The sequence below is a fragment of the Amycolatopsis sp. QT-25 genome, assembly GCF_029369745.1.
Taxonomy (GTDB): Bacteria; Actinomycetota; Actinomycetes; order Mycobacteriales; family Pseudonocardiaceae; genus Amycolatopsis.
In genome coordinates this window covers 3,632,517-3,655,156 of sequence record NZ_CP120210.1, presented here as the reverse complement: position 1 = coordinate 3,655,156, position 22,640 = coordinate 3,632,517, and the positions used below count along the sequence as shown (strand labels likewise).

The following is a 22,640-nucleotide window of genomic DNA, read 5'->3' as shown; positions in this document are numbered from 1 at the left end:
CGCCGCACCGGCAACAGTCCAGATGGACACCATGAGCCGAGGTGCGCAAGCTGTCGCTCACCGACGAGAAAGCTCAGGTCAACGGGTCGATTGACTTGAGTCACGTGGCATTCGCTTCAATTGTTCACGGTTTTCCCTCCAGTGTCGATCACGAACGAAATCGGACCATCGGCGAACCGCCGCGGGCAACGCCACGCGTCTCATGGGTGAGCCGGATCCGGGTGGTGCGCTGCGCGGCCAACCTCAGCTCGGGCGCGGGCGACAGGCTGAACTCACCCGCCCCGTGGTGGTCGACCTGCCACCAACAGTGGCAACCCAGCTCCTCGGTGAGGACGGCTCGCTCGATCGCCTGAGAACCTGATCCCCTCGTGTACCTCCGGCCACGGCCGCGGGTTCTGGATCTCGTCGAACCGACCGACGGATCAGTCAGCGGGTGCGCGACCCGCGTCATACAAGCAGCAAGTTCGGCGCACCGTGGCCGGAACGGCGTGAATCCGGACGAGACCTGTTCGTCACCGATACGGGCAAACGGGGTCAGTCGCACACCATCGGGTGACGAACACCGCAAGATCGCTTTCCCGAATGCCGCGACCCGTCGCGGATTGTCGCGATTCCGCCAGCACATCGGGGACGGTAATTCGGGCGTGCTCCACTCACAAGAGTGAGGGGTACCCGGCGATGGCGCGTTCGTTTGCGCCGGAAAGGGGAATTGTGAGCGCTACTCAAATGGCGGCGTTCGCCGACGCGGTGCTGTCGTAACGTCGATTCCCGATCCACACCCTGCACCGAATTCCACGATCCCACGGAGGTTTTCGTGATTCGACGTCCTCTGCGCACCATGACCGTCCTGATCGGCGCCGCGGCAGCCGTCACCGCGTTCGCGACCCCGGCATCGGCGGCGACCTCGGTGCTGAGCGAGGCGGCGGGCCCGGCCGCGTTGGCCGCCGCGCAGCAGAAACTCGGCACCGCGCTCGGTGCCGCCTTCGCCGGTTCCTGGCTGGACGCCACGACCGGCGAACTGGTCGCCGGTACCACCGACGCGAGCCAGGCGGCCCGGATCCGTGCCACGGGCGCGATCCCGAAGGTACTCCGGCACAGCGCCACCGACCTGAAGAAGATCCAGTCCACATTGGACGGCAGGACCCAGGGCGTGCCGGACACGGTCGCCGGCTGGTACGTCGACGCGCCCGCGAACGAGGTCGTGGTCAGCGTGGTGGGCGGCGATCCCGCCGGTCGGGCCTGGGCCGCGGCCGCCGGTGTCCCGGTGCGAATGGAGCAGGTGAAGAGCGCGCCGCGGCCGTTGTGGAGCGTGATCGGCGGGCAGGGTCTCTACTTCAGCGGTGGCGCCTGCTCGGTCGGGTTCAACGCCTACGACGACGATGATCGTTACGTGATCACCGCGGGCCACTGCACCGAACTGGGTGGCACCGTTCGCGGCGTCGACGGCACGATCGGCAGGGTCGAGCGGTCGTCCTTCCCCGGCAACGACTACGGCACGGTCAAGGTGACCCACTCCGACGTCTCGACGCCGCCTCGGGTCGACCGCTACGAGGACGGATCCGACGTGCGGATCGAGGGTGCGGACGTGGTCGGTGTCGGCGGCCGGATCTGCCGGTCCGGGATCACCACCCACTGGCACTGCGGACGGGTCGAAGCACTGGACCAGACGGTGAACTACGGCAACGGGAACATCGTGCACGGCCTCACCCGGACCGACGCCTGCGCCGAACCCGGTGACTCCGGCGGTTCGTTCGTCAGCCGTCCCGCTTCGGGTTCCGGCACGAAACTGGTGCAGGCGCAGGGGATGACCTCGGGCGGCTCCGGGAACTGCGACGAAGGCGGCACCACGTTCTTCCAACCCGTCAAGGAGGTGCTCAACCGCTACGACCTGACACTCGAGAAGGATTGATCACCACAGGGAAAGGGGTGGCCTGCTCACCGGCCGCCCCTTGACCTGTTCGGCGAGTTCGCCCGCCTCCCGGACCAGCGCCTCGATCTCGGCCCAGCGGCGGCGGACCCGCTCGCGATCGGCGACCAGCGTGCCGGAAACCATGCCCAGGAACAGATTCGCGTCCGTCCCGACTTCCGCGAGCCGCAGGAAGGGCCGCCGGTCGTCCTCGGTTCCCGCTCCGTGCGCCGCCGCCCACTCACGAGCGCGCATCCCGGCGTCGTGACAGGCGTCGACAAGAAGGGTGCGGATCTCCTCCGGCCGGTCCCCCGGACTGGCGGGTGGTCTGCCCATCAGCGGGAAGATGTGCCACGCCACCGAGAGCAGGCAGTCGGCCACCTCGTCCATCGACTCCACGTCCACCGCCGGGAGTGTTCCCGCTCGCACCCGCCACCCGGCGCAATGACTCGCGGGATCGGCGGGGTCGACCCGATCGGGTGGGTTGGCGAGCGCGCGTCGTCGCGTCGGGTGGCCGGTTCGTGAAGGCCTCCTTGAGGGACTCTGGGTCCCTCAAGGAGGCCTTCACGGACCGGCGTTCCCGACTTCACGGGCACGCACATCGACGACTCGCAGCCCGGCGATCAGTCCCGACAGTCCTTGGTGACCTTGAGGCCGGATCGCGAGCACGCCGCTGACGAAGAACAGCAGATTCGCGACGAGCTCGAACCCGCCGTTGACCGCCTCAGCCAGGGTCAGCAAGGTGAAGTAGCCGCCCGATCCGGCGAGGAATCGCACCGCCATCCGCCACGGGGCGGGCTTCCCGCCGTCCGGTCCGGCGGGGCGCAGCAAGACGATCCGCTGGCCGAAGCTGGCGCCGTTACCCGCGACGGGAATGACGAACAACAGCAGCAGGGCGGGCAGCAGCGTGCCGATCAGCGCCGTGACCACGGTGTCCGGCTCGCCCAGCAGCAGCGTCGTGACGAGCGCGACGGTGGTGCCGAGCAGGACGACCGACACGACGTCGACGGCCATCCCGAGCAGACGGCGGCGCGCGGTGACCGGCCGCGGTACACCAGGGGGCGCGGACGGTTCGTTCCCCGGCAGCAGCCGCAGCAACGGGGCGAGCCCGAAGCCGACGGCGGCGCCGAGGGTGTTGGTCAGCAGGTCGTCGACGTCGGCGAGCCGGTACGGGCACTCGAACAGGAACCAGACCCCGGTGAGCTGGGTACCTTCGATGAACAGGGAGACCGCGCACCCGATCGCCACGGTGGCCGGGAAACTTCGCCGGAACAGGTGCCGCACGAACATCCCCAGTGGCACGAACAAGGCGACGTTGAACACCGCCTGCTGGACGGCGGGATTGCGCAGGACCGCCCGGACGCCCGTCCCGGCCTGTTCACGGCGGATGTCGGCGAGGAACCGGAACGGTCGCGGTTGCAGATGACCGGCCGCGTGTTCGGCGCACCACGCCGTCGTCGTCTCCGGGACGGGGAGCAACGTGTACGTCCACAGGGACATGGTGTAGACCAAGAACCCGAACACCAGCAGGACCTGCCAGAGCCCGAGTTCGCCGCGGCGCCGGTAGCTCGCGGCGATGTACGGGACGGCCAGGAGGCCCGCGAGCACAAAACCCGCGAGCACGGCGATGACCGCGGAGATGGTCGGATCAGTCACTCGCGGAAGCCAGTAACGCGCGCTCCGGCGCACCCGTCGCGCCACCTGGGCGAGCGACGGCGAGGGCTCGCTGATGCGCGAGCGCGGCGATGGCGAACGTCAGGTGGACGACGACCCAGTTGCGGTCTTCGCCGTGCACCCGCTGCAACAGGTCGAGGGTGGCGTCGCCCGGCGTGCGCCCCTGACGGCAGGCGTCGATGAACGCCTGGGTCAGTTCGTCGATGTTCCTCCGGAACTCCGCGAAGGCGTCGGCGGGTTCGGCGTTGGTGCAGAAGTCCACGGTCACGTCACTCAGCGTTCCATAGCACGACGCAACGTCACGAGCTGGCAGCGCGTGAATCACTCACGTGAGGTAGTCGTCGCGCGAATCTGTGCTCTGCGTCACGCCGAAGCGAGTCGGGTGGGCAGGCGGCGTTCCCGTTCGGCCGCCTTCGCCTGGCGGGTGACCGGGAAGCGCTGGTCGAGTTCGACCAGCAGCGGGGTCGCCGCCATCAGTCCCAGGAGCGCGAGCCCGGCGTAAGCACCCACGGTCGCGATGATCGTCATTTCGGCCTCCTCGATTCCCGTGCCACCTGTTCCGGCGGCCTGGAACCAGGATCACCTCCCGGCAGGGGGCGGCGGATCGGTCATCCGGCGGACGCGCCTCGTCCGGTCGGCCTTTTCGGCACTGTCCGATCGGCCGATCCAGGACGGCGGTGCAGCAGGTCGAACCGCGACCACATGGCCTCGGCCGCCTCGATGGAGTCCCCGGTGCGGGCGGGATCGACGGCGGCGAGCTGCGCGACGATCGCCTGCACCAGGCTCATCCCCGCGGTCAGCGACGGAAAGAAGGTCACCCCCTCGGCCGGCACCATCAGCACCTGCTCGACGGCGCCCGCCAGCGCGGGACTGGCCGCGTCGGTGATGGCGAAGGCGCGTGCTCCCCTGGCTTTGGCCTCGTTCGCGGCGAGCACAGTGCTCTCGTACAGCCGCCAGAAGCTGATCGCGATGAGAACGTCTTCGGAGGTCAGTCTTGCCGTGGCGTTGGCGAGTTCGGCGTCGCCCGCGGTGATCGCGTGGACGTCGTAGCCGGCGAGGCGGGCGTTGTGCGCGAAGGCGATCCCGACGGCGGCGTAACTGCCGTCGGCGATCACGACCGTGCGGCGTGCGGCGGCGACGGCCTGCGCGACGTCGCGGATCTCGTCCTCGGCGAATCGCCGGTTGAGCAGAGCGAGGCTGTCGAGGTCGCGCCGCAGCGAGGCCGACCCCGGCGAGTCGACGTCCCGGTGCTCCTCGGCGACCTGCGGCGCGCTCAGCGACGACAGGTATCGCGCCCGCAACTCCTGTTGCAGCGCCGGCCAACCGGCGAACCCCAGTGCCTGCGCCGTGCGGGTGACGGTGGCGACGTTGACCCCGGCGAGCTGGGCGAGCTCCGCCGTGGAGCCGAACGAGGCCCGGCGTGGTTGCGAGACCAGCACTTCCAGCACGGCGGCCGACTTCGGCCGCAGGCCGCGTTCCGGCGTCCGAGCCCGAAGCCACGCCTCGAAACCGTCGTCGGTTTCCGTTTCTGTCACGCACGCCCTCCTCGACCGCGTCACGGTAACGCATCGTGCCCGCCGGACCACCCTGCAACAACCATTGCAGTTTGCGCGAAACGCAGTATACGTTGTCCGCACTCTCCTCACCCCCAGTCGCCCGAACCACGGAAGGCGTTCCCCATGACGCTTCTGGCCCGACTCGACCGGCTTCCGTTGAGCCGTCCCCACTACAAACTCCTGCTCATCGGCGGACTCGGCTACACCTTCGACGGGATGGACTCCGCCGTCGTCGCCTTCCTCCTGCCGAGCGCGAAAGCCGTGTGGGGCCTCGACAACGGGCAGCTCGGGCTGATCGGTTCGGCGACGCCGTTCGGCTTCCTGTTCGGCGCGATCGCGGCCGGTCTGCTGGGCGACCGCATCGGCCGCAAGAAGGTCATGATGTACGCGCTGGCCTTCTACGCGGTGTTCTCGGTACTCGCCGCGTTCTCCCCCGACTACGAGGTCTTCCTGGGCGCCCGGGTGCTCGCCGGGGCGGGCGCGGGCGCCGAAAGCGCGATCATCGCGCCGTTCCTGTCGGAATTCGTGCCCGCCAGACGACGTGGCTGGTTCGTCGGCGCGCTGGCCGGGTTCTTCTCGTTCGGTTTCGTCGCCGCCGCGCTGATCGGGCGGTTCGTCGTCCCGACGGTGCCGGAAGGCTGGCGGGTCGCCCAGCTGATCACCGCGCTGCCGATCCTCATGTTGCTGTGGTGGCGCCGTTCCCTGCCGGAATCACCGCGGTTCCTCGTCGCGAACGGACGGCACGCCGAGGCGGAGAAGATCGTCGCGAAACTGGAGCGGGACGTCGAAAAGGCGACGGGACGGGAACTCCCGGCCGTCGCGGAGACCGACGTCAAGCCCGCGACGGAGACCCCCAAGGTCAATCTCCTCAGTGCGCTGAGGTTCCTGTGGAGCCCGGCGATGGCCCGCCGCACCGCGGTGATCTGGACCGTGTGGTTCGTGATCACGTTCTCCTACTACGGTTTCTTCTCCTGGATCCCCACGCTGCTCGTCGAGCGGGGCATCACCGTGACGAAGAGCTTCGAGTTCTCCATCATCATCTACCTGGCGCAGATCCCCGGGTACTTCTCCGCCGCGTGGCTGTCGGAACGGCTCGACCGCAAGCACACCATCGCGTTGTACCTCGCGGGTTCGGCGGTGAGCGCGTTCTGGCTGAGCCAGATGGACGCGCCGTGGTCGATCACCTTGGCCGGGGCGGTGCTGTCGTTCTTCCTCAACGGCACCTACGCCGGCGTGTACTCCTACACCCCCGAAGTGTTCCCGACCTGGATCCGCGCCAGCGGCACCGGGCTGTCCAGCGCGTTCGGCCGGGTCGGCAGCATCCTGGCCCCGACGATCATCGGCCTGTCCGCGGCGAGCCTCGGCTTCGCGGGCGTCTTCGGCCTCACCACCGCCGTCCTGGCGGCCGGGGTGGTGTGCGTGGTCGTGTTCGGCCTGTCCACCGCCGGCCGTTCCCTGGAAGAACTGACCGAACACGGCGCACCCGTGAAAACCGCGAAGGAGATGACGAAGTGACGGTGTCACTGTCCACTGTGGAGGACAAGGCCCGGGCCTCGATCGGCGTACGGCTGTTCACCGTGCTGGCCTGGGTGCCCGAACGGCGGGCGCTGCGGCGCGTGCACAGCAGTCATCCGGTCGAGTACCCGGTGGGCGGTGAGAAGACCGTCGAGGTGGCGGCGGGCTGGCTGGAGCGGTGCATCACCGGGCAGGAGCCCTACTTCGGCCCGGACAGCGCGGCGGTGCGGGAGATCTTCGCCGACCACGAACTCATCGACCGGCTCGGCTGCGGTGCGGTGATCAACGTGCCGGTGGTGGCCGACGGCCGCACCCTCGGCGTCCTCAACATCCTCGACGCCGAAGGCAGCTACGACGACGATTCCGTCGCGGTCGCCCGTTCCCTGGCGCCGTTGGCGGCCCCGGCCCTGCGTGAACTCCTGGAGGAGACCCGATGACCGGATCGCTGCTGCTGCGCAACGCCCGCCTGCTCGACCCGGTCGAGGGCGAGTACACCGAGGGCGACCTCCGGTGCGCCGACGGCCGGATCGCCGAGATCGGCGTGGGTCTCACCGCCGGTGACGCGCGGACCGAGGATCTGCGCGGCGCGTTCGTGCTCCCCGGTCTCGTCGACGCCCACGTGCACGTCACCGCCTCGACCGCGGACCTGGGGTCGCTGCCGACGTCGTCGCCGTCGTACGTGGCCGCGCACAGCGCCCGTACGATGAGCCGGATGCTGGACCGGGGCTTCACCACCGTCCGTGACGCCTCCGGCGCCGACTACGGTCTCGCCGACGCGCAGGCCGAGGGCCTGTTCCGCGGTCCGCGCCTGCTGTTCTGCGGACGCGCGCTGAGCCAGACGGGCGGGCACGGCGACAGCCGGACCCGAGGCGCCAACGCCAGTGAAGACCACCCGTGCTGCGCCGGTCTGGGCCGGGTCGCCGACGGGGTCGACGCGGTCCGCGCGGCCGCGCGCGACGAACTGCGCAAGGGGGCGCACCACATCAAGGTGATGGCCTCCGGCGGCGTCGCCTCCCCCACCGACCGGATCGACTCGACGCAGTACTCCGCCGAGGAACTGCGCGCGATCGTCGAGGAGGCGGAAGCGGCCAACCGGTACGTCGCCGCGCACGCCTACACCGCCCGCGCGGTGAACCGTGCGCTGGAACTGGGTGTGCGGTCGATCGAGCACGGCAACCTGATCGACGACCGCAGCGTCGAGCTGTTCCTCCGGCACGACGCGTACCTGGTGCCGACCCTGGTCACGTACTGGGCGCTGAAGGAGGAAGGACGTGAGCACGGGTTGCCGGAATCCAGCTGGCGCAAGGTCGACGAGGTGCTCGGCGCGGGCATGGCCGCACTCGAGCGGGCGGCCGTGGGCGGGGTGAAACTGGTGTACGGCACCGACCTGCTCGGCGGGATGCACCGGCACCAGAATCACGAGTTCCGGTTGCGTGCCGAGGTCCAGTCCCCGCTGGCGGTGCTCCGTTCCGCGACCTCGACCGCGGCGGACCTGCTGAACCTCACCGGCGAGATCGGCACGCTGGCCCCCGGCGCGCACGCGGATCTGCTGGTCGTGGACCGGGATCCGCTGGCGGACATCGGCGTCCTCGCCGAGCCGGAGAAGTTCCGGCACATCGTGCAGGCCGGCATCGTGGTCTCCCCCTGACGCAATTCGTCACCTGCTTGCGGTGTCCTTCCGTCGCAAGCAGGTGACGAATTGCGGCTCCGGACCGCACTGTCGCTCAGAGGACGAAGCCTGCGGGGAACGGGTCGTCCGGATCGAGCAGATAGGTGGCGTTGCCGGTGATCCACGCGCGCCCGGAGAACTCCGGCACCACGGCGGGGACGCCGCCGACGGTGGTCTCGGCGACCAGTTCGCCGGTGAACGTGGTGCCGATGAACGAGCTGTTTTCGAACGGCGTGTGCAGCGGCAGTTCGCCGCGGGCGTGGAGCTGGGCCATCCGGGCCGAGGTACCGGTGCCGCACGGCGACCGGTCGATCCAGCCGGGATGGATCGCCATCGCGTTCCGCGAGACCCGGGCGTCCGACCCCGGAGCGAGGAACTGGACGTGCTTGCAGCCGCCGATCAGCGGGTCCGCCGGATGTCTCGGCGGGCGCTGCCCGTTGATCGCCGCCATGATGTCCAGCCCCGCGGCCAGTATCCGGTCCTTCCCCGCCCGGTCGAACGGGATGTCCACTTGGGACAGTCCGAGGATGGCGTAGAAGTTTCCGCCGTAGGCCAGGTCGTAACGCACCTCGCCGAGGCCGGGCACCTCGACGACCGCGTCCCGTTCGGCGAGGAACGACGCGACGTTGCGGAGCTTGACGCGTTCGGCGCGGCCGTCCCGGACCTCGACCTCGGCGTGCACCAGCCCGGCCGGGGTGTCCAGGCGTACCAAGGTCTTCGGTTCGGTCACCTCGACCATGCCGGTCTCCACCAGCACGGTCGCCACGCCGATCGTGCCGTGCCCGCACATCGGCAGGCAGCCGGACACCTCGATGTACACCACGCCCCAGTCGGCGTCCGGCGTGGTCGACGGCTGCAGGATCGCGCCGCTCATCGCCGAATGGCCGCGCGGCTCGTTCATCAGAAACCGCCGCAGGTGGTCCAGGTGCGCCACGAAGTACCGGCGCCGTTCGGCCCTCCGCTCACGCGGCCACCTCCGCCACTACCGCCGGACGGTCCACGGTGAACTCTCCGACGCCCATCGCGGGCTCCGTCCCGGTCAGCAGTTCGCGCAGCAACCGGGCGGTACCGACGCTCAGCCCGATCCCGGCACCTTCGTGCCCGGTGGCGTGCCAGAGGTTGGCCAGCCGCGGATCCTCGCCCAGCACCGGAAGGTGGTCGTCCACGTAGGGCCGGAAACCGCCGTACGCACGCATGATGGCGACGTCGGCGAGTGCCGGGAACAGCCGCAGCGCCTTGCCCGCGATGGCACTCAGCACGTCCGGGCGGATCGCGTCGTCGAAGTCCACCCGGCGGCGTGACGAACCGATCAGCACGGTGCCGCCCCAGGTCGACTCGACGACGGCGGAGGTCTGCAACTCCCCCGAATCGGCACCGACCGCGCCGACGTAATCGGCGTCGTAGACCTTGTGCCGGACGACACCGGGCATCGGGGTGGTCACCAGCACCTCGCCCCGGCGAGGGCGGACCGCGATCGGGGCGCCGAGGCGCGCCGACACCTGCCCGGCCCACGGGCTCGCGGCGTTCACGACGATGTCGGCTTCGACGACCTCGCCGGGCACGCGGACGCCGGTGATCCGTCCGTTGTGGACGGACGCGCCCAGTACCTCGGTGTCGGAGCGCAGCCGGGCGCCGTGACGCAGCGCCGAGCCCAGCAGCGCCAGCGCCGCGCCCGCGGGCTGGACCTGGGCGTCTTCCGGGTAGTGGAACGCGGCGGTCACCGCAGGGGTCAGCGCGGGTTCCGCTTCGGCGAGTTCCCCGGGAGACAACGGCTCCGCGCGGACACCGGATTGCGACGCGGCGAACGCCGGGAGAGCGCGAGCGCCGTCGTCCGTGGTGGCGACCACGATACCGCCCTTGGGGTCGTACTCGATCGCCGAAGCGGCACGCGGGTCCTCGTCGACGATCTCGGCGACGAGCCGCGGCCACAGCGCGATCGAGAGTTTCGCGAGTTCGAGTTCGGCGCCGGGCCCCTTGTCCGAGACGAGGATGTTGCCCTCGCCGTGCGAGGTGGCGCCCCCGGCGGGACGGCCGCGGTCCACGACCACGACGTCGAAACCCGCCCGGCTCAGCTCACGGGCACACGCGGCGCCGACGATGCCCGCACCGGCCACGACCACGCGCGTTCGGTTCATCGACCCTCCGTCGTTCGGTAAAGCGAACGATCGAAGCGTAAGTTCGCCTCTGAAAAGGTGTCAAGACCTTGGCCCCGGTCAGCCCTTCAGCACGGGATGCGGCCGGCCGTCGAGCCGTTCGTCGGCGCGGTACTGCAGGAGCAGGACCGAGTGCACCGGTCCCTTCGAAGCGGTGTAGCAGTGCGGCTCGCGGGCGTCGAAGGCGACGTAATCCCCCGGGCCGATCTCGACTGCCCGGCCCGCCACCTCGACCCGCAGCGAACCCGACTGCACGATGGTGTGCTCGACCCCGAAGTGGCCCTGGGAGCGCTGCGGCGCGTCCCCGCGCACCACCTGGTCGTACACCTCGAAGACGCCGTCTCCGGTCTCGATCCGCCGCAGTGACCGGAGATCCACTCCCTCCCCGCTGAGCACTTCGACGTCGGCGCCGCGCACCACGGTGAGCCCACCGCCCGCCCGGTGGTCGAGCAGATCCGAGATCGCCACCTCCAGCACCCTGGACAGGCTGAACACGGTCTCGATGGTCGGATTGCCGGCGCCGGACTCCAGTTGTGACAGCGTCGCCTTGCCGATACCCGACCGTCGCGAGAGCTCCGAGAGCGAGAGACCCCTCGCCGCCCTGGCCGCGCGCAGATTGACCGCCAGCATGTCCCGGATCGAGGGCGTGTCGTCCTCCACCGCTTCCCCTTGTCGTTCGCCATATCGTACGATCGAAGAACGAATCGTTCGCTTTGCCGATCAAGTTCGCGGATATCATGACACGCCTCCGACGGGGAGGCAGCTCCTACGGTTTCGAGAACGGTGCTTCGACGCCTGGCAGGACGACGGCGACACCGCGCAGGGCCGGGTCGGCTCGTCGCTATTGGACCGGTGGGCGCCGGGCGGGCCGGACGCGGCGGGAACCGAAGTCGCACGATCGCGCTCTTGCGGGGTAAGGCGACTCCGCCGTGTGCTACGGCTCGGCTCTGTGTCACGAGGTGACCCGATCACGCCCCGCCGCGATCGACCCCGTACCGGGCGAGCGGAGGCAGGGCGATGACGACGCAACGGTTGTGGCTCGGCCTGGCGGTCGTCCACACGTGCACCGCCGTGGTCCAGCTCCACCTTCTCGCCACCACCGGTACGGCCTGGGCCGGGACACTCACCGCGGCCGGCTTCGTGGCGGCACTCCTGTGCGTGCTCGCCTCGTGGAAGGCCTCGAAGCAGGAACGGGACGAAACCGGGGAAATCGACTCGCGCCGGCCCTAGCGGCCGGGATACGGGGCCGCCCAAGACTCTTCTTCGAGACGGACTCCGTTGGCGACGTACGCGATCGTCCGGTACCAGCCCGCGAGCACGAGCAGCTCCAGCAGTTGCGAGGCCGGATAGTGCTCGGCGAGTGCGGCCCACGCCCCATCGGAAACCGTTGCCGTGTCGTGGAGTTCGTCGACGGCGCGGATCAGCGCGCGATGCCGCGCGGACCAGGCGGGATGTCCGGAATCGCCGGAAACGGTGGCTTCGAGCCGATCCGGCGTCAAACCCACCGTCGCCGCGTAGACCGCGGCGTGGACACCCCATTCGTAGCGGCATCCGCATCGGGCGGTGACCCGCGCGATGACGATCTCCCGGTCCAGCGCGGGCACTTCCCCGTGCGTCAACAGGCCGGCGCCCAGGACGCGCATTCGTGCGGCCAGTCCCGGATGGCGCTGCAGCACCCGGAACAGCGCCAGCGGCTCCCGTGTCACACCGGGCGGCATCCATTTCCGAAGGGCTTGCTCGACGTCCGCCTCGTAAGGCGGGGCGAATGGGGCGATACGTGCCATGACCACCTCGTGTGCTTCGACTTTCGAACCACTATGCTGCTTCGAAAGTCGAAGCGCAAGGGGACGTCCATGCCCGATCACCCGATCCCGCGGCCCGGGCGGCCGGTCCGCGGCTCCGAAACCGGCCGCCCGCTCATGGCCGCACTCGATCTGCTGGGGCGCCGGTGGACCCTTCGGGTGATTTGGGAACTGCGCCAAGGCGAAGTCGGCTTCCGGGAACTCCAGCGGCGCTGCGAATTCATGTCGTCGAGCGTGCTCTCCACACGGCTCGCCGAGCTCACCGAAGCGCGCATCGCCGAAACGGGCGGAGACGGCTACCGCCTGACCCCACTGGGTGAACAGCTTCTCGACGCGTTGAATCCCCTGGAAAAGTGGGTCCATACCTGGGAAAAGGCGTTACGGAATTGATCGTGCGCCGAGATGAATCCCACCGTTAACCGCACGTGGTATTGCCAGACGTGGTGAGCAGCGTACGGTGAGCAGTATGTGCGGTTGAGTCCACCAGCCCGCTGGAACGACCCGCATGTCCGCGGCCCAGAATTTTCCCGGGGCGACGCGGCGGCGAGTTGACTTGCGCAGCTGTTGTGCAGGCTTGCCCGTTGTCCGTCTCATCCCCGGTTATCCGGGAGATCAGCATCATGACCGAACGTATTCCGTCCACTCGAGGCAGCCGCGATGGCCCCCTCCTCCGCACCGTCATCCGCCAAGGCGTTCCCGCACCGCGTCCGTCGGACGAGGAGTTGTTGCAGGTCCGCCGCATCCGGTGGAGCCAAGACCTCCTCGTCGTCGCCGCGTCCGGGGAGATCGACCTCGCCACCGCCGGGAAACTGGAACTCGCACTGGCCGGCCGTCTCCCCGCGACCACGGTGCTCGATCTCACCCAGGTGAGCTTCCTCGGCGTCGCCGGGTTGCGGGTCATCGAATCCGCCGCGGCGCGCGCCCAGTCCGAACACCGCACCACCGGGCTCGTCGCCGACACCCGGCCCGTGTTGCGGTTGCTGCAGCTGTTCAGGGTCGACGCCCGCATCGCCGTGTACCGGCATCTCGACCAGGCGATCCGCGAAGTGACGAACCGCTGACCGCCCCGGCACTCAGGACCCGGCGAGCGGCAGAAGCGTCGAGAGGCCGGTCTTCGAAGCCAGCCGCCGGATCGTCGGTGACGGCAGGAAACTCAGGTCGACCCCCTGGGTGCCGCACCGGTCGTTGATCCTGACCAGGGTCGCCAGACCGGTGGAGTCGCAGAAGTCCACCCCTTCGAGGTCCACGACGAGCCTGCCGGGCGCCGGCTCCAGCGCCGCCTCGAAGGTCTCCCTCAGGTCTTCGGAGGTCGTCAGGTCGATCTCCCCCGCCACCGCGATGACGACCTCGGTGCCCGCTGGCCTGACGACGGTCACCGAGAACGGGATCTCCCGGTTGTCACCGTCTCCGCTCGTCACCGTCATCCACCCCTTACGATCGGCATCCCGCTGCTTTCGAACATATCGGATGGCGACACCGGGTCGCGCGGCACTCGTGTCCCGATCCGGCCGGTGCCCTGATCTGGTCACCGGATCCGGTGGTCGTGGACCGCGGCGGGCGACGAGGAGAAATTTCGTGATGCCGATCGACGAGCCGGTACGCCAGACCGCCGACGAACTGACCCTCGAGGTGGCCGCCGTCCCCGCGCAGGCGGCCGCGCTACGGGACCTTCTGGCCAAATGGGCCCTCGACCACGGTCTCCCCCGGGAACTGGCCGACGATCTCAAGCTCACGGCCTACGAGGCGATGACGAACGTCGTCCGGCACGCGTACCCGGACGGCACCGACGCCAACCTCATGACGATCACCGCCGCCCACGAGGACGGCCGACTCGAGATCACCGTCGCCGACGAGGGCCGCTGGCGCGACGGACGCCGCGCGGAAGGCGGCCGTGGCTTGCCGATCATCCGTGCCTTCGCGCCGGAGGTCTCGGTGACGAGCACGCCCACCGGGACCAGGGTCCGGCTCGCTTGGCCCTGCCCCGCCACCTGACCGCCTGAGGCGGCGCCGGCGACCCGGACGGCCAGTCCGTGCTGAGCGCCTCGGTCCGTCGCGGCGGCGGCGCGTCCGATCAGCGGACGACGTCGTAGACCAGCTTCTGGACGCCGTTGGAGTAGGCCTCGCTCTCGACGAGTTCGAGGTTCTGCTTGTCCTTGTCGGTGTCGCTGAAGAGTTTCTTGCCCGCGCCGAGCAGCACCGGGAACAGGAGCAGGTGGTAACGATCGATCAGTCCGGCGTCGGCGAGGTCGCGGTCCAGTTCCGCGCTGCTGTGGAGGATGATCGGCCCGCCCTCGGTCTCCTTCAGCTTCGCGACGTCGTCGAGCGACCGCAGGATCGTGGTCTCGCCCCAGTCGCCGACGAGATCCTCCTCCCGCAGCGTGGTCGAAACGACGTACTTCGGCATCGCGTCGTAGCCGGCGAATTCCTCCGTCATGGTGGGCCACACCGGCGCGAACGCCTGGTAGCTGACCCGGCCCAGCATCATCGCCGTGGCTTCCTCCTGCTCGCGGCCCTTGAGTTCGTACGCCGCTTCGTCGAATTGGATGCCGTCGAAGGTCCAGCCGGAATTGCGGTAGCCCGGCTCCCCGCCGGGCGCCTCGACGACGCCGTCGAGCGAGACGAAGGCGGTGGCGATCAGGGTGCGCATCTGGGTTCTCCTTGGTCGTTCAGCACTGCTTTCGACACTGCGTCGACCGGGGAACGCCGGATTCGACACCGAGCCGGAGAAAGTTTCAGCCTTCGGCGTCGCGGACCAGGAGGGCGATCTGGACCCGGTTCTCGACGCGGAGTTTCGCGAGCATGCTGCTGGTGTGGGCCTTCACCGTCGCGACGGTGATGTCCAGCCGCCGCGCGACGTCGGTGTTGGACAGCCCTTCGGCGATGGCGCTCGCGGTCTCGCGTTCACGGTCGGTCAGGGTGGCCAGCAGCGCGCGAGCGGTCTCGCGGGCCGCCCGACGCGCGTCGGACGAATGCGGTCCGGTGGCCGCGGCGATCAGGCGGGCCGTGGCGGCGGGTGAAAGCGCGGGTTCCCCGGTCGCGACCGTCCGGATCGCCGCCAGTATCCGGGGCGGCGGGGTGTCCTTGAGGACGAAGCCCAGCGCGCCGACGCGCAGCGCGCCCAGCACCATCTCGTCCGAGTCGAAGGTGGTCAGCACCAGGACCCGCGGCGGACCCGGGCGGCGGAGGATCTCCTCGGTCGCGCTCAGCCCGTCGCGACCGGGCATCCGGACGTCCATCAGGACGACGTCGGGCCGCTGCTCGCCCACCACGGTGATCGCGGTGTCGCCGTCGGCGGCCTCGCCGACCACGATGAGGTCGGGTTCGCCGTCGACGATGAGCCGCAGCGCCATCCGCACCAGGTGTTCGTCGTCGACGAGCACGACCCGTACCCGCTCGTCGTCCATTCAGTCGCTCCCTTCGCGGACCGGCCACGGCAACCGCGCGGTGAGGACGAATCCGCCGCCGGGTTCCGGGCGGTGGTCCAGTTCGCCACCCGCCAGCCCGACCCGCTCGGAGAGGCCGAGCAGGCCGTATCCGGACGCGGGCGCGCCCGTGATCGCCCGCGCCGCACCGGAATCCCGGACCGTCGCCCGCAGGCCGGCCCCCGCTCTTCCCTCGACCGTGACGACCACTTCGGCCCCTGGCGCGTGTTTGCCGGCGTTGGTCAGCCCTTCCTGCACGATCCGGTAGACGGTCCTCGCGATCGAGTCGGGTGGTTCGCCCGACGTCGTGACCGTCAAGGTGACGTCCAGTCCCAGCGCCCGCGCGTCCGCGACGAGCGCGGGCAGGTCGGCGAGCGACGGCTGCGGTGGCTCCAGTTCCTCCGGGCTCGCCCGCAGCACGCCGAGAACGTCGCGCAGTTCCTCCAGCGCCTGATGGGAGCCTTCGGCGATCCCCCGGGCCAGTTCCGCGATCTGGTCGGCGGGCAGATCCGGGCGGTGCCCCAGCACCCCGGCCTGCATGGCGACCAGCGAGACCCGGTGTGCGAGGACGTCGTGCATTTCGCGGGCGATCCGGTGCCGCTCCACGATCCGCGCCTCGGCCGCCCGCGCGGCCTGCTCGCGTTCCGCGCTTTCGACCCGTTCCCGCAGGGAGCGCAGCTCCTCCCGCCGCGCGCCGATCGCCGCGCCCACGGCCACCACGATGCCCACCAGCAAGGCGGGCACGCTGATCAGCAGCCACAGCGGTCCCGGCACCTCCCGCTGGGGATAGAGGTCGACGATCAGCAGCCCCGTGACCACGGACAACACCGCCGCGACCGCCGTTTCGGCCGGTCGCCGCCGGGCGGCCAGCGAACAGAGCACGAGCAAGGCCGCGCCGGCCGCCAGTACCGAAACCGTCGAGGCGAGGATGACCGCGATCGTGATCACGACCGGGAAGCGACGGCGCCACAGCAGGGCGATCAGGCAGGCGATCGCGATCAGCGGATCGCCGGTGATCAGCCAGGTGACCCTCGGCCCCGCCGCGCCCACCGGCAGTTGCGACGCCGTGAGCAGCCAGAGCAGCACGCCCAGCGCTGCCGCCGCGAGCAGGCGCCAAACCTGCCCCCACGGACGGAGGAGCGGCTGGGCGCCGGGGTCGGTGATCACCGGCCCATCATCGTCGACCCGGCCGGCGTGGCGCAGCCGGATCCAGGACGATCCGAGCCCCGACCTCGGTCGCGACCGGACTCGACTTTGGTAGGACGCGAAGCGCGACACGCTGCCGATGTGCTCCCGGCCCCGTGACGGCGACGCTGGGCGCGACGCGAATCAAGAGGTAGGGGCTGCCTGCGATTCCCGGTGAGCGGGGTGGCCGATCGTTCCTGTTCCTGCTGCTCGTGGCCGCCGGAACGGTGACGGCGGGCCGGACGCGCGATCCCGGTGATCAAGCGTCCCGCTGGGAGGACGCCGGTCCGCTAGTATCCGCAGCCGGGCGATTCCGTCTACATCGGACGGAATCGCGGGTCCGGTCGATGGCGGGAGAGTGCATGGCGGACGGAGTCGGCTCGCTTCCGGGGTGGCCCGCCGATCCCGCCGAAGCGACCAGCTACGTCGGCCGAGACGCCGAAACCGGCGAGGCGCGGCGCCTGCTGGAGACGTCGTCACTGGTCACGCTGACCGGGCCGGGTGGTGTCGGCAAGACCAGGCTGGCGTGGCGGGTCGCCGCGGCCCACCGGGAGGCGACCGCGGACGAGGTCGCCTTCGTCTCGCTCGCCGAGCTGCGGGAACCCGCGCTGCTGGTGCCGACCGTGGCGAACGTCCTCGGCTTCGGTGACCGCTCGGCGAGACCGGCCATCGAAGTGGTCGTCGAGGCGCTCCAGGCGAGCCGGTTGCTACTGGTGCTGGACAACTGCGAGCACCTGGTCGACAGCTGCGCCTGGTTCGCCGACACCGTGGTCCGCTCTTGCCCGCGGGTGAAGGTGCTGGCCACGAGCAGGCAATCCCTCGGCGTCGCGGGCGAACGGGTGTTGCCGGTGCCGCCGCTGGCCATCCCGGTACCGGGCGATTCCTTCGAACACGCGATGAACGACGAGTCCGTGCGGCTGTTCGTCGACCGCGCGACCGCGGTCGCGCCGTCGTTCCGGCTCACCGAGGAGGACACCGAGCCGCTGATCCGGTTGTGCCGCAGGCTCGACGGGCTGCCGCTGGCCATCGAACTGGCCGCCGTCCGCGCGCGGGCGTTGTCCTTGCGCCAGCTGGCCGACCGGCTCGACCGGCAGTTCTCCGTGCTCACCAAGGACCGGCGGGGGCGGCCGGAGCGGCACGAGACCATGCGCGCCCTGATCGACTGGAGCCACGACCTGTGCACCGGGCCCGAACGCCTGCTGTGGGCGCGCGCGTCGGTGTTTTCCGGCAGCTTCGACCTCGACGCGGCCGAACAGGTGTGTTCCGGCGGCGAACTGCCGCGCGAGCGGGTCCTCGAAGTCGTCGACGGACTGCTCGACAAGTCCATCCTGCTGCGTGAGGAATACCCCGGCGGCGTGCGGTACCGCATGCTGGAATCGGTGCGCGAGTACGGCGTCGACAGGCTCGGCGAGACGCGCGGGACGGCGGAGTTCCGGAAACGGCACCGGGACTGGTTCGCCGAACTCGCCGGCCGGTACGCCGCCGAATGGCTGGAGACCGACCAGCTCGCCTGGATCGGACGGCTCCGCCGCGAGCACGCGAACCTGCGCGTCGCCCTCGACTACTGCACCGGCGATCCGGAGGACGCGGTCGTCGGGCTGCGGATGTTGCGTGACGTCAAGGAGTTCTGGATCGTCCGCGGGCTGAACACCGAAGGCCGGATGTGGGTCCGCCGCCTCGACGAGGTCGCCGCACCGGGTGTCCCGGAGCGGGCGCACGGGCTGTGGCTGTCCGGTTTCCTCGCGGTGGTGCAGGGAGACATGCCCGCCCATCGGTACATGCTGGACAGGGCGGCCGCCGAAGCCGAGACGAGCGGCGACGAACTCGCCGCCGCGTATGTACTCCACGTGCGTGCCTACGCCGCGCTGATCGGCGACGACATGTCCGAGGCCGCCCGGCTGTTCGGCACGGCCATCGACCTGTTCCGGGCCCACGGCGACGAAGGCGCGGACCTGTGGGCGAGCTACAACCACGGGCTGGCCGTCGCGCTCGAAGGCGACATGGAGCGGGGGCGGGCGGTGCTCGCCGAAGCCGTCGAGCGCTGCGAGCGGCGGGGCGAGGTCTTCTGGCGGGGCTGGGCCCTGTGGTCGCTCGCCGCCGCCGAATACCTCCAAGGCGACCTCGCCGTGGCGAGCCGGTGCTGTGAGCAGGTCCTGCGCCTGCACGAGCGGGTGGACGACCGGGTCGTCGTCGGGTTCACGCTCACCGTCATGGCCGGCTGCGCGGCCCGCACCGGCCGCCCCAACCGGGCCGCGATCCTCCAGGGCGCCGCGATGGACGTCTGGCGCACGGTCGGCGCGTGGCCGACGCGGTACGCCGCGTTCTCCGAGCCGTTGCAGGCCGACACCGAGGTCGTGACGGCGGCGCTGGGCTGGGAGGTCGCCGTCAAGGAGTTCACCGACGGCGCCGCGATGCCCGTCGTCGACGCCATCGCGTACGCCCTCGAGGAACGGGCCCCCGAACCGCGGGCACCGGCCGCGCAGGTGCTCACCAGACGCGAGACCGAGATCGCGCACGTGGTCGCCGAGGGGCTGACGAACCAGGAGATCGCCGACCGGCTCGGCATCGCGCGGCGCACGGTGGACACCCACATCGACCACATCCTCACCAAACTCGGCTACTCCAACCGCGTGCAGGTCGCCACCTGGGTGACCCGGTCGGCCGACCCGGGGTGAGCCTCACGCCGCCCTGATCGGGGTGGCCGTCCCGGCCGGTTCCGGCGTGAGCAGCTCGACGCGCAAGGCGATCCGCAAGTCCAGCCGGGCCTGCGGGTCGTCGAGCCGCGAGCCGAACAGGACCCGGAGGCGGCGCAGGCGGTTGCGCACCGTCTGCGGGTGGACGCCGAGGTTCTCCGCGATCTCGGGGGCCCCGCCGCGAGCGGCGAGCATGGCGTCCAGGGTCTCGGCGAGTTTGGTGCGTTCGTTCGCGGGCAGATCGGCGATCGGCGCCAGGCTGCGCGTGACGAGCGCGGAGGTGAGCACCTCGTCGGCGAACAGCCAGTGCGTGGTCAGGTGGTCCGACCAGCGCACGAGGGGGCCGTCCTCGATCACCTCGCGGCGGACCAGTTCCAGCGTCCGCCGGGCCCAGCGCAGGGACACCGCGGCTTCGGCGGGTGCCACCGCGGGTCCGACCGCCGCCCGTGTCCCCGCGAGGACACCGCCGATCTCCAGGTCGTCCGGCACGAGCAGATGCGGGTACTCGCCCGTGAGGTCGGCCAGCACCTCCGGGCCGAACGAGGCACGGACCGCGCCGGGTTCGGCGGCGACGGCCACCACCCTGGCGGGCGGTATCCAGCCCGCCTCGGCCGCCAGCGCCGCCCACTTCGCCGGCGGACGGCCGCCCAACAGCTCCTTCAGCAGGTCTTGGCGCAGCTCGGCCACCGAAGGCGTGTGCGCGGCGCGGTAGGCCGCGGTCGACAGCCGGATCAGGACGTCGGCGCAGCGGAGCAGGGCCTCCACCCCGCTGTCCATCACGGACGAGCCCGCCCCCGGCAGCCGGGACAGCGAGGCCAGCACGGGCAGCGCGGCCCGGCCCGCCGAATGGAACGCCCGGGAGAGCCGCTCCAGCCCCTTGCCCGCCGCGTACTCGGCGACACCGACCTGGCGGAAGGCGTCCGCACCGGCGGCGATGCCCAGCGCGGCGTACTTCCTGTCGTGCTCCAGTACGGAGGCGACGAACTCCGTCGCCCGCGCGTCGAACAGCGACGCGTGCTCGGGCAGCGAATGCCGGATCCCGTCCACGACCACGCGGGCGATCACGAGGGCGGCGGAACGGGCCGGGGCAGGGGACGCGGTCAGGGTCATCATCGACCTCCGGAGCGGCGGGAATCGGGCCGCCGAGTCTGCTACCGCGGAGTAGCGGGGCACATCGGGTGAATTACGTACTCGCGTCCACTCGGCCTGCACGTCACCCGTTCGTGGTGGTCACCGGTGTCCTTTACGCGGGCACCTCCCAAGCACGAAGGTCCGAAGCGTGTCGTCCGCCCCCCTCACGCGTGTCGTCCATCCAGACACGCGAGACCGTCGTCCGCCGCACGGCCGGCCTACTCGCAAACGGCTCCGTGCGCCGCGCTGCGGACGACCTTGGCGTACTTGCCGAGCACGCCGCGCGTGTATGCCGGAGGCTTGGGCGCCCAGCCCTCCCGGCGGGACGCGATGTCGTCGATCTCGACCTCGAGTGTCCGGTTCGCGACGTCGAGGGTGATCGGGTCGCCGTCGCGCACGAACGCGATCGGCCCGGCGTCGACGGCTTCCGGCGCGATGTGGCCGACGCAGAGGCCGGTCGTGCCGCCGCTGAACCGGCCGTCGGTGATGAGCAGGACGTCCTTCCCGAGCCCGGCACCCTTGATCGCGCCGGTGATGGCGAGCATCTCGCGCATCCCGGGCCCGCCCTTCGGGCCTTCGTACCGGATGACCACGACGTCCCCCGCGACGATGCGGCCCTCGGTGAGCGCGTCGAGTGCGGCGCGTTCGCCGTCGAACACCCGCGCGGTGCCGGTGAACGTCGATTCGTCGAAGCCCGCGGATTTCACGACGGCACCTTCGGGCGCCAGTGATCCCTTGAGGATGGTCAGCCCGCCGGTCTGGTGGATCGGGCGGTCGAGCGGGCGGATGATCTCCCCGTCGATCCCGGCGGGCGCGATGCCTTCGAGGTTCTCGGCCAGGGTCTTGCCGGTCACGGTGGGCACGTCGCCGTGCATGAGCCCCGCGTCGAGCAGCGCCTTCATCACCACGGGGATGCCGCCGACCTTGTCGACGTCGTTCATCACGTACTTACCGAACGGTTTGAGGTCGCCGAGGTGCGGGACCTTGTCGCCGATGCGGTTGAAGTCGTCGATGCGCAGGTCGACCTCCGCCTCGCGGGCGATCGCGAGCAGGTGGAGGACGGCGTTGGTCGAACCGCCCAGCGCCATCACGACGGCGATCGCGTTCTCGAACGCCTCCATCGTCATGATCTGCCGCGCGGTGATGCCCTGGCGGAGCATCCCGACGACGGCCTCCCCCGAGCGGTGGGCGAACCCGTCACGGCGCCGGTCGACGGCGGGCGGGGCGGCCGATCCGGGCAGCGACATGCCGAGGGCCTCGGCCACCGACGCCATCGTGTTGGCGGTGTACATGCCGCCGCAGGCCCCTTCACCGGGGCAGATCGCGCGTTCGATCTTGTCGACTTCGGCGCGGGTGATCCTGCCTGCCAGGCAGGCGCCGACGGCCTCGAAGGCGTCGATGATCGTGACGTCCCGGCCGTCGACCTGACCGGGCATGATCGAACCCGCGTAGAGGAAGACGGAGGCGAGGTCGAGGCGCGCCGCGGCCATCAGCATGCCCGGCAGCGATTTGTCGCAGCCCGCCAGCAGTACGGAGCCGTCGAGCCGCTCGGCCATCATCACCGTTTCCACCGAGTCGGCGATCACCTCGCGGGACACCAGCGAGAAGTGCATTCCCTCGTGTCCCATGGAGATCCCGTCGGACACCGAGATCGTGCCGAACTCCAGCGGGTAGCCGCCCGCCGCGTGCACGCCGTTCTTGACGGCCTTGGCCAGCCGGTCGAGCGAGAGGTTGCACGGGGTGATCTCGTTCCACGAGGACGCCACCCCGATCTGCGGTTTGGCGAAGTCGTCGTCGCCCATCCCGACCGCGCGAAGCATCCCGCGGGCCGCCGCGCGCTCCAGACCGTCGGTCACATCACGCGAACGGGGTTTCAAATCCGGCTGGTCTTGCGGCATCGGAACACCTTTCTTCGTGGCGGGACACCGGGCACG

The 22,640-nt window shown here is 70.4% G+C and carries 24 protein-coding genes and 1 pseudogene; 10 read left to right on the top strand and 15 right to left on the bottom strand.

The features are described from left to right. Window positions 1-41: 41 nt before the first annotated feature. Together P3102_RS16895 and P3102_RS16890 are read left to right on the top strand one after the other, a co-directional pair. On the top strand, window positions 42-353 hold the full coding sequence (locus tag P3102_RS16895; RefSeq protein ID WP_276370418.1) for a hypothetical protein: 312 nt from the start codon (window positions 42-44) through the stop codon (window positions 351-353). Window positions 354-814: 461 nt separating this feature from the next. Then, on the top strand, window positions 815-1,909 hold the full coding sequence (locus P3102_RS16890) for a S1 family peptidase (protein WP_276370416.1): 1,095 nt from the start codon (window positions 815-817) through the stop codon (window positions 1,907-1,909). Here the strand turns inward: P3102_RS16890 and P3102_RS16885 are convergent, their stop codons facing one another. The 5 genes from P3102_RS16885 to P3102_RS16865 form a co-directional block, all read right to left on the bottom strand. Next, a complete protein-coding gene (locus P3102_RS16885; protein WP_276370415.1) occupies window positions 1,910-2,311 on the bottom strand; it encodes a hypothetical protein in 402 nt (133 codons plus the stop codon). 159 nt (window positions 2,312-2,470) lie between these two features. After that, on the bottom strand, window positions 2,471-3,562 hold the full coding sequence (locus P3102_RS16880) for a VanZ family protein (RefSeq protein ID WP_276370413.1): 1,092 nt from the start codon (window positions 3,560-3,562) through the stop codon (window positions 2,471-2,473). Beyond that, window positions 3,555-3,848, bottom strand: a complete 294-nt coding sequence (locus P3102_RS16875; protein WP_276370412.1) for a hypothetical protein — start codon at window positions 3,846-3,848, stop codon at window positions 3,555-3,557. Before P3102_RS16875 ends, P3102_RS16880 begins: the two co-directional genes overlap by 8 nt. 95 nt (window positions 3,849-3,943) lie before the next feature. Then, a complete protein-coding gene (locus P3102_RS16870) occupies window positions 3,944-4,108 on the bottom strand; it encodes a hypothetical protein (RefSeq protein WP_276370410.1) in 165 nt (54 codons plus the stop codon). Between the two features lie 80 nt (window positions 4,109-4,188). Then, a complete protein-coding gene (locus P3102_RS16865; RefSeq protein WP_276370409.1) occupies window positions 4,189-5,115 on the bottom strand; it encodes a MurR/RpiR family transcriptional regulator in 927 nt (308 codons plus the stop codon). Window positions 5,116-5,259: 144 nt separating this feature from the next. On the opposite strand from P3102_RS16865, the gene P3102_RS16860 reads away from it, so the two are divergent. From P3102_RS16860 to P3102_RS16850, 3 genes are read left to right on the top strand one after another with little or no spacing between them, the layout of a single operon-like run. Next, window positions 5,260-6,651, top strand: coding sequence for an MFS transporter (locus tag P3102_RS16860; protein ID WP_276370407.1), 1,392 nt, complete (start codon window positions 5,260-5,262; stop codon window positions 6,649-6,651). Further along, entirely contained in the window at window positions 6,648-7,088 is a 441-nt protein-coding gene (locus P3102_RS16855; protein ID WP_276370406.1) for a GAF domain-containing protein, read from the top strand. The genes P3102_RS16860 and P3102_RS16855 overlap by 4 nt, the downstream gene beginning before the upstream one ends. Then, window positions 7,085-8,299 carry an amidohydrolase family protein gene (locus P3102_RS16850; protein ID WP_276370404.1) on the top strand — a complete coding sequence of 405 codons (1,215 nt, stop codon included), beginning with the start codon at window positions 7,085-7,087 and terminating at the stop codon, window positions 8,297-8,299. Before P3102_RS16855 ends, P3102_RS16850 begins: the two co-directional genes overlap by 4 nt. A gap of 76 nt (window positions 8,300-8,375) precedes the next feature. On the opposite strand, the pseudogene P3102_RS16845 reads toward P3102_RS16850, so the two are convergent. The 3 genes and pseudogenes from P3102_RS16845 to P3102_RS16835 form a co-directional block, all read right to left on the bottom strand. Then, window positions 8,376-9,275, bottom strand: a pseudogene (locus P3102_RS16845) (proline racemase family protein); the annotation flags it as partial. A 7-nt stretch (window positions 9,276-9,282) separates the two neighbouring features. Beyond that, the gene (locus P3102_RS16840; RefSeq protein WP_276370403.1) at window positions 9,283-10,455 is read right to left on the bottom strand and encodes an FAD-dependent oxidoreductase; all 1,173 of its coding nucleotides are present in this window, start codon (window positions 10,453-10,455) and stop codon (window positions 9,283-9,285) included. Window positions 10,456-10,533: 78 nt separating this feature from the next. Beyond that, window positions 10,534-11,133, bottom strand: coding sequence for an XRE family transcriptional regulator (locus tag P3102_RS16835; RefSeq protein ID WP_276370401.1), 600 nt, complete (start codon window positions 11,131-11,133; stop codon window positions 10,534-10,536). Window positions 11,134-11,490: 357 nt separating this feature from the next. Between P3102_RS16835 and P3102_RS16830 the strand changes: the two genes are divergently transcribed. Next, on the top strand, window positions 11,491-11,703 hold the full coding sequence (locus P3102_RS16830) for a hypothetical protein (RefSeq protein ID WP_276370400.1): 213 nt from the start codon (window positions 11,491-11,493) through the stop codon (window positions 11,701-11,703). Here P3102_RS16830 and P3102_RS16825 read toward each other — a convergent pair. Further along, window positions 11,700-12,257 (bottom strand): carboxymuconolactone decarboxylase family protein, encoded by a 558-nt coding sequence (locus P3102_RS16825; protein ID WP_276370398.1) that lies wholly within the window; start codon window positions 12,255-12,257, stop codon window positions 11,700-11,702. The two genes, P3102_RS16830 and P3102_RS16825, sit on opposite strands and share 4 nt — an antisense overlap. Window positions 12,258-12,326: 69 nt before the next feature. On the opposite strand from P3102_RS16825, the gene P3102_RS16820 reads away from it, so the two are divergent. Together P3102_RS16820 and P3102_RS16815 are read left to right on the top strand one after the other, a co-directional pair. After that, on the top strand, window positions 12,327-12,665 hold the full coding sequence (locus tag P3102_RS16820) for a helix-turn-helix domain-containing protein (RefSeq protein ID WP_276370397.1): 339 nt from the start codon (window positions 12,327-12,329) through the stop codon (window positions 12,663-12,665). A 230-nt stretch (window positions 12,666-12,895) separates the two neighbouring features. Continuing rightward, on the top strand, window positions 12,896-13,336 hold the full coding sequence (locus P3102_RS16815; RefSeq protein WP_276370395.1) for an STAS domain-containing protein: 441 nt from the start codon (window positions 12,896-12,898) through the stop codon (window positions 13,334-13,336). 12 nt (window positions 13,337-13,348) lie between these two features. On the opposite strand, the gene P3102_RS16810 is transcribed toward P3102_RS16815, so the two are convergent. Further along, a complete protein-coding gene (locus P3102_RS16810; protein ID WP_276370394.1) occupies window positions 13,349-13,699 on the bottom strand; it encodes an STAS domain-containing protein in 351 nt (116 codons plus the stop codon). A 154-nt stretch (window positions 13,700-13,853) separates the two neighbouring features. Here P3102_RS16810 and P3102_RS16805 point away from each other — a divergent pair, with 154 nt between their 5' ends. Further along, the gene (locus tag P3102_RS16805) at window positions 13,854-14,267 is read left to right on the top strand and encodes an ATP-binding protein (protein WP_276370392.1); all 414 of its coding nucleotides are present in this window, start codon (window positions 13,854-13,856) and stop codon (window positions 14,265-14,267) included. A gap of 79 nt (window positions 14,268-14,346) precedes the next feature. On the opposite strand, the gene P3102_RS16800 is transcribed toward P3102_RS16805, so the two are convergent. From P3102_RS16800 to P3102_RS16790, 3 genes are all read right to left on the bottom strand, one after another. Next, window positions 14,347-14,922, bottom strand: a complete 576-nt coding sequence (locus P3102_RS16800; protein ID WP_276370391.1) for a dihydrofolate reductase family protein — start codon at window positions 14,920-14,922, stop codon at window positions 14,347-14,349. An 85-nt stretch (window positions 14,923-15,007) separates the two neighbouring features. Then, complete coding sequence (locus P3102_RS16795; RefSeq protein WP_276370389.1) at window positions 15,008-15,679, bottom strand: response regulator transcription factor; 672 nt, start codon at window positions 15,677-15,679, stop codon at window positions 15,008-15,010. Next, complete coding sequence (locus P3102_RS16790; protein ID WP_276370387.1) at window positions 15,680-16,864, bottom strand: histidine kinase; 1,185 nt, start codon at window positions 16,862-16,864, stop codon at window positions 15,680-15,682. A 380-nt stretch (window positions 16,865-17,244) separates the two neighbouring features. On the opposite strand from P3102_RS16790, the gene P3102_RS16785 reads away from it, so the two are divergent. Next, the gene (locus P3102_RS16785) at window positions 17,245-19,557 is read left to right on the top strand and encodes a LuxR C-terminal-related transcriptional regulator (RefSeq protein ID WP_276370386.1); all 2,313 of its coding nucleotides are present in this window, start codon (window positions 17,245-17,247) and stop codon (window positions 19,555-19,557) included. Between the two features lie 3 nt (window positions 19,558-19,560). Here P3102_RS16785 and P3102_RS16780 read toward each other — a convergent pair whose 3' ends face one another. Together P3102_RS16780 and ilvD are read right to left on the bottom strand one after the other, a co-directional pair. Next, the gene (locus tag P3102_RS16780; protein WP_276370384.1) at window positions 19,561-20,685 is read right to left on the bottom strand and encodes a helix-turn-helix domain-containing protein; all 1,125 of its coding nucleotides are present in this window, start codon (window positions 20,683-20,685) and stop codon (window positions 19,561-19,563) included. A gap of 239 nt (window positions 20,686-20,924) precedes the next feature. Further along, the gene (ilvD, locus tag P3102_RS16775; protein ID WP_276370383.1) at window positions 20,925-22,604 is read right to left on the bottom strand and encodes a dihydroxy-acid dehydratase; all 1,680 of its coding nucleotides are present in this window, start codon (window positions 22,602-22,604) and stop codon (window positions 20,925-20,927) included. Window positions 22,605-22,640: the final 36 nt, after the last annotated feature.